Here is an 11,433-nt window from a genome sequence, read left to right on the forward strand (position 1 = left end):
CTCCCCCTCTCCCATTCTCCCCCTCTCCCCCTCTCCCATTCTCCCCCTCTCCCCCTCTCCCATTCTCCCCCTCTCCCCCTCTCCTTCAACTAACTAAGTTCTCATTTTTAATTCATCCTGTGCTTCCCGCCGCAGTCTAGCAGCAATTCTAAACAGTTCTTGACCGGTGTGCAAGTGGCGATCGTCATAATTGAGGGTAAATAAATGCAATTCTTCTATGCCATCGCCGACTTGATTGATTGAGTAGTAGAGATGCGCTGCAACTCCGGCTACATTAGATGGATTGGGCATCGCTTTCAGAAAGTTATGAGCTTTTGAAAGAAAGTCGCGGCTGGTTTCGATATAAGCTTGAAACTTTTCAATCAGTTCGTCATCAAACGGATCTGCTGACAATTCGTTTATTTCTTTTTTAAGCGGCTTCAAGATGCTGTTGAGCATTCGATTGACTGGTTTGTATACTTTAATCAGCCACTGTTCCATTTGTTCGTCGGCATCCCGCGCTGCTTGTTGGCGCTGGCGGGCGACGTTTGGTGCGCCTGGTGATTGCTGTTCGCTTGGCTGGGAAAATTGGCGATCGTAAGATTGTCTGTGCTGGGCGTCTCCTAATATTTCATAGGCTGCATTGAGGCGGACAATCTCTTCGTGACCCGCTGTGTCGCTGCGGCTGTCTGGATGAAATAATTTGACTAAACGGCGGTATGCTTGTTTAATCTCGGCTTGTGTTGCTGTTGGGCTAATTTTTAGGGTTTTGTAGTGATTGGTAACGGAAGACACGCTGTTATTTCCTTGAAATCTGGATGATCTGCGAAAAATTGCTTGACAAAAATATCATTATTTGCTACTATATTAAGTATTTATTTGATATAAATATCAAAAAGTGTAGGTAAAAAACCTCAGTTTTTAAATTAGCATAAATCTATTTTAGAAAAACATTGATTTTTTGCAAGTTTGTACTGAGGATTTGAGTCGATCGGGACTCAAATCCTCAGTACAAACAACTGCGATCGCCGACAACTAACCAAACTTGATACCGTCTAAAAGTAGAGCAGGGCGTTTGTTGTACGCCTTGCTCTTAGTTTCTGCGATTCTAGGGCGCAGTTCGTCTAGTTGAGGGCCACCGCCAGATTGAGTTCGGGATCTTGGAACAAAGGAGTGCTGAGATAGCGTTCGCCGAAGCTAGGCTGAATCATTACAATCAATTTTCCGGCATTTTCGGGACGCTTGCCGACTTGAATCGCCGCATACAGTGCCGCACCGCTGGAAATACCGGACAAAAGTCCTTCTTCTCTGGCCAAGCGGCGGCCGTAGGCGATCGCCTCGTCATCCGTAACAACTATCACCTCGTCGATCGAATTCACATTCAGCACAGGCGGCACAAAACCAGCACCGATACCTTGAATTTTGTGAGGCCCGGGCTTTCCGCCCGACAGTACATGACTGTTGGCCGGCTCAACTGCGATCGCCTTAAACTCGGGTTTCCGCGACTTAATCACCTCTGCAACACCCGTAATCGTACCGCCAGTGCCGACTCCCGAAATCAGGAAATCCACCTCGCCGTCTGTATCGGCCCAAATTTCCTCAGCCGTCGTCAAACGGTGGATCTCCGGGTTCGCTGGATTCCGAAACTGCTGCAACATATACGCATTCGGAGTTTTGTCCGCAATCTCTTGAGCGCGGCGGATGCAGCCGCTCATGCCCTCAATGCCGGGAGTTAGTTCTAGTTGGGCCCCGTAAGCACGCAACATCGATCGGCGTTCCGTGCTCATCGTATCCGGCATTGTCAAAATCAACTGGTAGCCCTTAGCCGCCGCCACCATTGCCAGAGCAATTCCGGTATTGCCCGAAGTCGGTTCCACTAAAACCGTTTTTCCTGGAGTAATCAGCCCTTCTGCCTCGGCTTGATTGACCATACTGACACCGATGCGGTCTTTCACCGATGCAGCCGGATTCATGCCTTCGAGTTTTACCACAATCCGAGCCAAGCAGCCTTCGGCTTGGGGAATGCGGTTGAGTTGCACCAGGGGCGTCCGCCCCACCAATTCTGTAATGTCGCCAGCAATACGCATAATCTTTGTCAGTTTGTTGTTCAGGGTAAATCCTTAATTTCTAATAATTACAGATTTTCTTGTCTAATATCCTTCACTAGATGTAATACATGACGTTGAGCTGCCGCCTGCCATTGCGTTTTTCGCACAGATCCTGTAAAGTGTATTTTTGCAAAACGGAATTGGCAATCGATCGCGCTTCTTGCCAAATTTCCCAAATCACAGCACTTTCTACAGTTTGAGCAGGCGAGTCTTTTTCAGAGCGATCGAACTCTGAGCCTTCGAGACAGTTGACAACTTCGAGGAGTGTAATTTTCCAGGGTTCTCTGGCCAATATATAACCTCCCTTAGCTCCTCGCTGGCTGCGGATCAGCCCGCAGCGTCTCATTGTAGCCAGCAACTGTTCTAAATATCGATCGGGAATATTTTGCTGAGCCGCTATCTGGCGAATTTGCAGAGGCTCGCCTTCAGAGTAGCAATCAGCCAGTTCCAGCAAAGCCAAGATTGCGTATTCGCTTTTACACGAGAGTTCTACCATAATTGCACTTGAAAGTTCCAGAATTATCAACCCCGAAGTCAGATTTTAGAATCATTCTCAATTTTGAGTTCCAAATTCTCACTCCTCACCTTTGATTATACCCCGGTTCTCCACTGGAGTTTACTGACTTTCATAAATTCATTGCAAAAGAGGCTCGCAGGGCGATCGTATGTAGCGATCGTTAATCCACAGTCTTATCGTCGTGGTGGCTTCCGTCAAGCACTCTCATCTACAGTAGAAAAGTCAAGTAATGATGGAACATCAAAACTGGGGAGTTCAACTTGCAAATACTTATCTCCACACAAATTCTCTGGTTTACCATATCTACTCATAGTCCGAGCTTGAACCTGCGCCCACGTTACCACTTCTTTTCGTTCCGTGTCATTAAGTTTAGAGGCAAGCAATTCAGAAGGCGTTACTTGCTTGCAAGTTGACAATTCTGACAAAGAGGTAATGGAAGAATTGGGCTTCAAGCCGATCGGCGATATCGCATCGGAATATGACATGACTTTGGAGGATTTGCAATACTTGCTGCGGATGCTAGCAGAAACGGGAATGTTAGAGGGAACCCAACCTCCAAAATCACCCCCAAACAAATTCAACATTCAGCAATTATTTTCTTTCCAAATTCCCCTGTTCAATCCCGATGCTTGGCTAACCAAACACGCAGGTAAACTCCGCTGGATTTGGACGTGTCAATTGAGCTTTTTTCTGTGTGTTTTAATCAGTGCTTCTCTGGCTATATGGCTGGCTTTGGGTGACGAGGTTGCTGCTTCCAATCAACAGGTTTGGGCAACAGGGGAAATTACAACGCTGGTAACATTTGTGCTACTGATTATGGTAGTAGTTTGTCTGCACGAATTAGGTCACGCTTTTACTTTGAAGCACTACGGTGGTGTTGTTCCAGAAATAGGGCTGCTGTTTTTGTGCTTGATACCGGGCTGCTATACGGATACCACAGATCAGTACAGTTTAGTGAGGCGGAAACAGCGCATTTTTGTAGTGGCAGCAGGCGTGTTGGTGCAGGTGGCTATCTGGGCTTTATCGGTTTGGATTTGGGTTTTGTCTAAGCCTAACCCTGGATGGCATTTTGCTAGCTATTTGCTGATGGTAGCAACGCTTGTCACTGTAGTTTTTAATCTCAATCCTTTGAATAAGTTTGACGGCTATTATTTGCTAGTTGCTTTGACTGGGATTAACAATTTGCGATCGAGGTCTTTTCAATTTTACGCTAATTTGCTGCGGCGAGAACAGATTTGGGAAGAACCTTCAGACTGCTGGACTTTGGCTGCTTATGCTCCTTTTAGCATAGCTTATACGGTCTGGGTTTTAGGTTATCTCTTGTCTGTTGTTGTTCATTGGGCGGTGCAAAATATGCCGACGTTTATCGATTTGGCTAAGTTTAATCTGCTGTTTGGCAGTTAAACAGGACTTACGGATTGGAAAAATGAGTGATTATTTAGGAGTGTGTCGCAATGAACGGATATCAAAAGTTAGGAATGGCGGTTGTTTCTGGGGTTCTTAGCTTGACTTTCAATGAGTTGGCAATTCCTGTACAAGCTGCTGTTCTCACGCAAACTTATACGGTAAACTTGAAGCAGCAGCCAGTTAATAGTACGCTGAATGGGGTGTTTCCTAAGTTTAATTCGCTGTTGGGGACGCTGTTAAAGGCTTATGTTAAAGTTGAGTCAACGGTTAACAGCGATATCAGTATTGTTCCTGCTAGCAACTTTACTGGGACGGCGGTAACGAATGCTCAAATTGCTGTGAATTTACCTAGTTTAAAAGCTGACCCCAATTTGGTTTTGAGTTTGTTTGCAAATCCGCCGGAAATGAGTATTGAATCGGGGGCTGCTGGGGCTAGAGGTGGGAGTGCGAATGGTGTTGTTTCAAGGAGTTATAGTTCGCCGCAGTCTCTAAATATGTTTAGTGGGTGTGCGGGGGATTTAATTGCTGCTAGCATTGCGGCAATGGGTACTGTTAAAGTTTTAGGAACGCCTGCAACTGGAACTTACGCGGGTACTGTCGCGGCTGATTCAACACTTACTCTCACGTACGAGTACGAGTCTGAGTCTGAAACTGTGCCGGAACCTACTACGATCGCAGGTGTTGGTTTAGCTTTTGGCTTGGGGTGCTGGTGGAAGAAGAAGGTGGGGAAAAAAGCTTTTAAATAAGATGTATAAGATACGATCGCCCGATCGATTCAGCAATTAGACTTTCGGGTTTTGGAGTCAGGTGAAGAAGGTGTCACCTTTAACGTTTAGCCCTCTGCCAAATAGGGGCTTCTCGCAAGTTTTTTGAGGAGCTTAATTTCCTTATTCGTCCACCGCACTAAAAAGCCCTGCAATAAGCAGGGCTAAATAGGGGTAGAGTTGCCAGCAGAGATGGTATTACCCGTCCTGCCTCCTCTAACCGGCTCTTAGAACGTGAAAGTCGTTCTGAGAGTACCAATAATGATGTCGTCGTTGCGATCGTTTTGATTGGGGTTGGTAATCCAAATGACGCCCGGAGTCACAGAAATGTTATCCGTGAGCTTGAACTTGTAGAAGCCTTCAAGGTGATACGAGTCGTCATTTGTGAAGCTCCGCAAATTGCTTGCAGCCTCAAGTTTATCCAAGTAAGGCTCGCGACCTAACACAAAGCCCAGCAAGTTGCCTTCTTTCCCTAAATCCGGCAAAGCCAAGGTGACAGCGTAGTTCCAAATTCTCGCATCGCCGATGCCGATGATGCGAGCATTGGTTAAACCGGCCCAGCCGCCAATGATAAACCTCGGGCTCAGCCGGAACGAAGCCTGAGCGCCGTAGGAGTTGCTGACAACTTTGCGAGCGCGGAAGCCGTCAAAGCCTTCGCTCAAACCGTTGAGAGAATTAGCCACCCCGGTACCGGTGAAACCGCCGAGACTGTCTGGCCCATTCCCTAAACCATTGTCAAACCCAAAGTTACCTCTGCTAAAGTAACCGTGGTTATAGTTGAAAGCAACTTGCAAGTTGCGTCCGGGGGTAAAAGTCAACTGCCCCATCGCCGCGTAGTCGCCGTTGAACAAGCCCGCGCCCTGGGAGGGATTGGCTGCACTTGATGCCAAGTAGCCGAAGGACAGAGAAGTCGGGCCGAACACGCCGCCCAGCAAGCCCCTGCCGCCGAAGGCATAGTCAAAGCCGATCCCGGCGCCACCGCCCAAGCGATAAATTGGGTTCCGCTGTCCAAAGGCGCTCAGTGCTCCGTTGCCACCGTCAAAGTCTTCAAAGTAAGGGTTGACAGTCTGCATAATGTCATCCCACACAACAGCGTTGGCTGCAAGGGTTACGTTTAGTCGCTGACCGACGGGGAACTTGTAAAGCAAGGTGTCGAGGGCAAAAACGTTGTTGGTGTTGCCGACTATATTCCAAGTTTGAGTACCTTCACTGGTAGCCCCAAGGTTAAAGTTGCGACCGTTGCCGACTTGAAGCCTGGTCAGCAGCAAGTCTCTACCGGTGAAGCTCGTATTTAAATTGAGACGCACCCGCTGTTGGAAGACAGCTTCGTTATTGTTGCTGCCGATTCTTTCGCCGTCTCTGCCAAAAACGCTAATGTCGCCGCCAAAGTCGTCGCTGAGGGCAAAAATTGCTTCCCCAGTCAGCTTGGTAGTGGTGGAGAATTGGTTGGCTTCGAGTTCAGATGTCCGAGCTTCCAAAGCATCTACTCGACCGCGCAGGGTTGCCAGTTCCGCTGCAAATTCTTCTTGGAGCCGTTGGAGGGCTGCCAAGTCTTCTTTGGTGGCTAAGTTGCCGCCTGGTTTAATTAACTCGCTAATCTTGTCTAAGCAAGCATTTAAACCGGCGGCAAATTCGTACCGGGTCATTGCCCGGTTGCCGCGGAATGTGCCGTCTGGATATCCGGCAATACAGCCGTAGCGCTCGACTAGGGATTGCAGTGCTTGGAATGCCCAGTCTGTGGGCCGCACGTCGGAAAGTTGAGATACTGAGGTAACTTGACCTTGAGTTTCGCCGCCGGCAGCACCTTCGCTGCTGTACTGGTTGAGCTGCTCTAATGTGGCGGCTGGGTTTTGCTCTTGTGGTGCGGCAGTTTGAGCTAGAGATTCAGCCGGTTTGGGCAAACTTTGTTCTGCCGACTCTGCCACTGCCGGGGCTGGAGTTTCTAATTGAACTGCACCGATTTGCTCTGGGAGAGCGGTAGCTGCCGGGGCTGGAGTTTCTAATTGAACTGCCGCGGCAGAATTTTCTACTGGTTGAGCGACTGTTGGCTCAACTGCTGCTAAAGATTCACTTGTAGGTTGTGATGCCGCTTCGGGATTTGCCACTGCGGGGGCACTGTTGGCTCCGGCGATCGCACTTTCAGTTGCAGCCGTGCCCGAATCTCCAATCGCTGCTAGGGTTTCGTTGCCCGCCGCAGCTTGGGAACTTTCTTCGACTGGCTCGGAGGCTGCGGTTGTTTCGGAAACAGCAGCTAAAGCATTGAGTTTCGCTGTTGCAGCCGTGCCCGAATCTGCAATCGCTGCTAGGGTTTCGTTGCCCGCCGCAGCTTGGGAACTTTCTTCGACTGGCTCGGAGGCTGCGGTTGTTTCGGAAACAGCAGCTAAAGCATTGAGTTTCGCTTCGGAGGTTTCAGCGGTTTCAGCTTTGGCTGCTGCGGGCTTGAGCGCATCAGCAGCCTGCTGAGCGTCTGCTGCCATCGCGCTCGAAGAAACTACTAGGGTAGCTCCTAAGACTGCTGGGCTGATTAGTAAGTAACTCCACAAAAATTTCGACATATTCACTCTCATCCTCACACCGATTACAGAGAAACTTTTCGAGCCTTCTATGTGGTCAGTAGTTGCTCAACTACCATACTCTAAAAAGAGACCTAAATTTCACTTTTTCTTTTAATTCTTTTGGACTGACTGAGTTTATAGATGTGACTGGTGGCTGCTGAGAGCCTGTTTTTTACCTGTAGTCAACAGCCTCAAAACCTTGCCAGACTTGGGCTGTCGATTGATTTGACTTCTGACACTGTTATAGAGTCCGATCGCCTATTTAGTTTTTAGCACAGTACGCCCGACTCGTCTAGGCTGATTCGACTTTAACATCGAAGCTGTGTCCTAAGACGCTAAAGACTCGGCGGCGATCGAAAAGTTCCAATAAATCGGCGTTGATTTTGTTGTGAGCCGCTTCTTGTCGCAAAATTTTCATCGCCGCCTCTGTTCGCAGAGCTCGCTTGTAGGGGCGATCGCCTGCTGTCAGGGCGTCGTAAATATCGGCGATCGTCATCAATTGCGCTTGAATGGGGATTTCTGACTTTCTCAGACCTCGCGGATAGCCTGTGCCGTCCAGTTTTTCGTGATGTCCGTAGGCGATGCTGGGAACATTTTTTAGATCCTTTGTCCAAGGAATTTGGTTGAGAAACTCGTAAGTGTGAGTTACGTGAGATTCTATTGCCGATCGTTCTTCCGGCGTCAGGGTGCCCCTCGACACCATCAATTGCACGATCTCATCTGGGGTTAGCAGCGGTTTAATTGCCCCGTCTATATCTCTGTAAGTTTGCCGAGAAAGTTCTAGCAGTTGAGCTAGGGGTTCTTCTGCCAAAATGTGAGGCTCGTTTGCCTCGATCAAGACTTCCCAGTATTCTGCCAATCTGGTTTTTGCCTCTGCCAGCGCCGTGTCTAGCTGTTCGATTTCCTGGCATTGAGCGCACTCTGACCCTTCGTCCGGGTGTTTTCGGTAAGCTGAATGCTCTAGCAAGTATTTGTATTTAGACTGGACGCATTCCATTTCCATCGTCCGCTGAGCTAAGCCGAAGCGGTGGCGGATGATTTCTAGCTGTGCGGGGTAGAGCTTTTTCTGCTTGGTCAAAACTGCTTCTGGCACTCCGATTTTGCCAAAATCGTGCAGCAGGGCGGCGTAGCGAATTTCTTGAATCTGGCGGTTGTTAAAGTAAATATTGCGCAGCCATCCGCTGCTGACGGCGTTTACTTCTTCTGACAGGCGTACTGTGAGGGCTGCTACTCGTTCTGAATGGCCGTAGGTACAGGGGTCTCTGGCTTCTATGACTTGCACACTTGCTTTGACGAAGCCCTCGAACAAATGTTCTATGCTTTCTTGGAGTTGATTGCGCTCGATCGAGATTGCTGCTTGAGAAGCGAGCGATCGAATTATCCTTTCTTCCCACTCCGAATACTGCTGCGTCGATTCCCAGGCATTTTCTGCCGTCAGCACCGCATCTGCCTTTGTTTTGCGGTTGATCAGTTGCAGTACGCCTATTGTCTCGCCCTCTCGGTTTTGCATCGGCAGCACCATTACCGAGCAAGTGCGGTAATTAATATCCTTGTCAAAACTGGTATCTAGCTGGTAGGGTACGCCGTTCGGCAAGTCGTAGGCATCCGACAGGTTCAAACTTTGACCTGTAATTGCCACGTATCCCGCCAAGCTTTTGTCTGTCAGCGGCAGAGCAAACTCCTTAAACGACAGTCTGGGTTTAGAACCATTTTGGGCTACTTTGAACAGCAACTTAGATTTCTCGTCGCTGCGATCTACTAAATAAACGCTGCCCGCATCGCTGTAGGTGATTTCCCGGCTTTTGGATAAAATTAAGTTTAACAAGCCACCCAAATCTTGGGCGCTCGACAGAGCCGCGCCAATATCTAAAAGCTTTTCTATCAGATCGGTTTTTTCTGCGGCAGACTCGTTCTTGAACTCTGGCTTTTCAAATACGATCATGGTCGGAGGATGGCGAATAGCCTTTTATACATGGAACGTTTGGCCTCTCGACTTTTTCACACCCGATTTTAACCCCAAGTCGATTTTTTATTTGCGAGCTTTCCGCGATCGGGGACTGTGCTAGATGCCGGACTCTTGTTGGGTCAACTGGCACTCTTTTAATCTAGCGCAGAAATCTCTTGGGCTAGCGCAAAGTCTTTCTCAGTTAAGCCTCCGGCATCGTGGGTTATCAAGTTAACTGTAACTTTGTTGTAGGAGATTTCTATGTCGGGGTGATGTCCTGCGGCTTCTGAGGGGGCGACCAACTTATTTACAAAGGCGATCGCTTCGATAAAATTTTTAAATAAACGGGTACACCGCAGTTGTTTACCTTCAACCGTCCACCCTGACAATTGACTGGCGCGCTCTTGAATTTCAGTATTGTTAATTAGCTCAGCCATAGTTTTTTCTTTGGGATTAGCAATGGCAGATTAACTGGCCACGTGTAGAAACCCTGACCAAAAACTATCCGCTCTCACCAATAGGGTTTAGTCTCAAGTTTTAATACTCAAGATTTAACACTATTTGAGGTGAGAGCGGTCTAGCGGGTCTTCAGATTAGAACCTGACTGCCGGGAGAATCCCTAGCTCAGCCTGGTTCCCCGTGGAAGTCGTTTCCCGTTGGAGACGACGGCTGACTGCTAGTGAGCGGCCCCGGCGCACAGCCGGTAGTTTCCAATCTGATGACCCATGCGTTTACTACTTTCTATCATGGGCATCACCTCCAGTTTAGCTAAATGGCTTAATATTAGAACGCACATCACCTAAATACAAGATTTAAGGTGATGATTTGTGCGCTAGCCATTGCCAGCGTTACCAGAAGAACTTGCGTTCTGAGTATCATTCCAGCAGTCACAATTATTAGAATAACACAAGGAATTAGAAGTGGGGGGATGCAAATTGAGATTTTTGCAAGATGAGGGCAAATTGCTGCTGCAAGGTTTTAGATCGATCTCTACAGCAGCACGGGCGAGATCGGTTTGCGCCCGTCGGGCCGATATTTTCTTCAGAATCCGCGCTGTGCGGCTATCAGGTGCATGGCAGCTTTGGCTGCGTGTTCGGCAGCTCGATTTCTTGCCAGATAGGAGACATCACCAGATGTAGAGACGAGAGTAGCTCCTCCCACCATGTTTTTAGCGCGATCGATCAATTGAGAAGCCGTAGCATCGGTCGATCGGTAATAAGTCAGTTCAGCTTCGGCTCTGGCGATGCGCTCTCTGGCTTTGTCTGGAGCTTCTACATAATTGCCTCTGCCAGGTTTTTTTGGCCCGCGACGGTCAACGGCGTAGCCAAGCTCAGTTCGATCGAGAGTATTGGCGGCTGCGTACAAAGCCGATGCAGCTTTGGCTTTTTCAGAAGCCGAGAAATATCGACCGCCACTGTAGGCAGATTCAGCGTCTGAGAGAATTCGCCCTGCTGTGCTGACAAATTCAGATGCTTCTGAGGAAGAAACTCTGCCCGAGATGGATGCCATTTCGTAAGCATCTCTGCGAGCTTTAGCGATGTCGCGTGCAGCTTTTTCAACTAAACGAGAGTCGCGCAATCCTCCGGGCGACGGCGGAGCAACTGAACTGGGGACACGACGCAAGGGTATGTCGCCCGGAGGTGGAGGCGGAGCAAATGTACCGGGAGCTTGAGGCACGGGTATGTTGGTGGCAGGGGATGCCGATTGAGCCAACAGGGTGGCTTCTGGAATAACTAGCGGTGTGGAAATGGCTAAAACAGCCGCGATCGCTAATCTTTTCATGTTTTTATGGTTTGTGAGGAGTTTTTGTGCAACTGGGAAGTTTAATTTTTTAGAATTGTAAAGTTAAACTCCTTAGTTCGTTGCCTAACTGGAGATAGAGATCGCGATCTAGCCACAGGTAGAGTTTATTTTGTACAAAATAAACTTTTTTTATAGCACTACTTCGATCGAATCCTTGAAACAAAAAGCTCCCGCCGATCGATCGGCAGGAGCTTTTTAACCATTAAGGGTAAAGCCTAAATTGCTTTATCTTACCCTTTAAAATGTTGCAATTTTTGAGCTTTGGCGATGCTTACAGAGCGTTACCGCGAGGCAGAACTTCTTCAGGGAAGATGAAGTTTTCGTGAGGTTGGTCGGTAGGAGCCATCCAAGCACG

Annotated in this window: 9 protein-coding genes; 2 read left to right on the forward strand and 7 right to left on the reverse strand. The window is 48.5% G+C overall.

Annotation, left to right across the window (positions count from 1 at the left end):
- Positions 1 to 93 precede the first annotated feature (93 nt).
- From QUB70_RS29145 to QUB70_RS29155, 3 genes are all read right to left on the reverse strand, one after another.
- Positions 94 to 774: a J domain-containing protein gene (locus QUB70_RS29145; RefSeq protein WP_332985117.1), complete on the reverse strand. Its 681-nt coding sequence runs from the start codon at positions 772 to 774 to the stop codon at positions 94 to 96.
- Between the two features lie 329 nt (positions 775 to 1,103).
- Positions 1,104 to 2,066, reverse strand: a complete 963-nt coding sequence (gene cysK / locus QUB70_RS29150; protein ID WP_332985119.1) for a cysteine synthase A — start codon at positions 2,064 to 2,066, stop codon at positions 1,104 to 1,106.
- A 76-nt stretch (positions 2,067 to 2,142) separates the two neighbouring features.
- Entirely contained in the window at positions 2,143 to 2,583 is a 441-nt protein-coding gene (locus tag QUB70_RS29155) for an RrF2 family transcriptional regulator (protein ID WP_332985121.1), read from the reverse strand.
- 378 nt (positions 2,584 to 2,961) lie between these two features.
- On the opposite strand from QUB70_RS29155, the gene QUB70_RS29160 reads away from it, so the two are divergent.
- Together QUB70_RS29160 and QUB70_RS29165 are read left to right on the forward strand one after the other, a co-directional pair.
- The gene (locus QUB70_RS29160) at positions 2,962 to 4,008 is read left to right on the forward strand and encodes a M50 family metallopeptidase (RefSeq protein WP_332985123.1); all 1,047 of its coding nucleotides are present in this window, start codon (positions 2,962 to 2,964) and stop codon (positions 4,006 to 4,008) included.
- A gap of 50 nt (positions 4,009 to 4,058) precedes the next feature.
- A complete protein-coding gene (locus QUB70_RS29165; protein ID WP_332985125.1) occupies positions 4,059 to 4,757 on the forward strand; it encodes a PEP-CTERM sorting domain-containing protein in 699 nt (232 codons plus the stop codon).
- Positions 4,758 to 5,002: 245 nt separating this feature from the next.
- On the opposite strand, the gene QUB70_RS29170 is transcribed toward QUB70_RS29165, so the two are convergent.
- From QUB70_RS29170 to QUB70_RS29185, 4 genes are all read right to left on the reverse strand, one after another.
- Positions 5,003 to 7,330 carry an iron uptake porin gene (locus QUB70_RS29170; RefSeq protein ID WP_332985126.1) on the reverse strand — a complete coding sequence of 776 codons (2,328 nt, stop codon included), beginning with the start codon at positions 7,328 to 7,330 and terminating at the stop codon, positions 5,003 to 5,005.
- Positions 7,331 to 7,622: 292 nt separating this feature from the next.
- Positions 7,623 to 9,272: an HD domain-containing phosphohydrolase gene (locus QUB70_RS29175; protein WP_332985128.1), complete on the reverse strand. Its 1,650-nt coding sequence runs from the start codon at positions 9,270 to 9,272 to the stop codon at positions 7,623 to 7,625.
- Between the two features lie 158 nt (positions 9,273 to 9,430).
- Entirely contained in the window at positions 9,431 to 9,712 is a 282-nt protein-coding gene (locus QUB70_RS29180) for a 4a-hydroxytetrahydrobiopterin dehydratase (protein ID WP_332985129.1), read from the reverse strand.
- Positions 9,713 to 10,316: 604 nt separating this feature from the next.
- Positions 10,317 to 11,057: a hypothetical protein gene (locus tag QUB70_RS29185; RefSeq protein WP_332985130.1), complete on the reverse strand. Its 741-nt coding sequence runs from the start codon at positions 11,055 to 11,057 to the stop codon at positions 10,317 to 10,319.
- Between the last annotated feature and the right edge of the window lie 376 nt (positions 11,058 to 11,433).

It is taken from the genome of Microcoleus sp. A003_D6, from assembly GCF_036702825.1.
In the GTDB taxonomy this organism is placed as follows: Bacteria; Cyanobacteriota; Cyanobacteriia; order Cyanobacteriales; family Microcoleaceae; genus Microcoleus.

What these genes read in the sequence shown, in the direction of transcription:
- QUB70_RS29170 (WP_332985126.1), bottom strand. Translation starts at nt 7,330, where the DNA reads ATGTCGAAATTTTTGTGGAGTTACTTACTAATCAGCCCAGCAGTCTTA.
- QUB70_RS29165 (WP_332985125.1), top strand. Translation starts at nt 4,059, where the DNA reads ATGAACGGATATCAAAAGTTAGGAATGGCGGTTGTTTCTGGGGTTCTT.
- QUB70_RS29180 (WP_332985129.1), bottom strand. Translation starts at nt 9,712, where the DNA reads ATGGCTGAGCTAATTAACAATACTGAAATTCAAGAGCGCGCCAGTCAA.
- QUB70_RS29155 (WP_332985121.1), bottom strand. Translation starts at nt 2,583, where the DNA reads ATGGTAGAACTCTCGTGTAAAAGCGAATACGCAATCTTGGCTTTGCTG.
- cysK (WP_332985119.1), bottom strand. Translation starts at nt 2,066, where the DNA reads ATGCGTATTGCTGGCGACATTACAGAATTGGTGGGGCGGACGCCCCTG.
- QUB70_RS29185 (WP_332985130.1), bottom strand. Translation starts at nt 11,057, where the DNA reads ATGAAAAGATTAGCGATCGCGGCTGTTTTAGCCATTTCCACACCGCTA.
- QUB70_RS29175 (WP_332985128.1), bottom strand. Translation starts at nt 9,272, where the DNA reads ATGATCGTATTTGAAAAGCCAGAGTTCAAGAACGAGTCTGCCGCAGAA.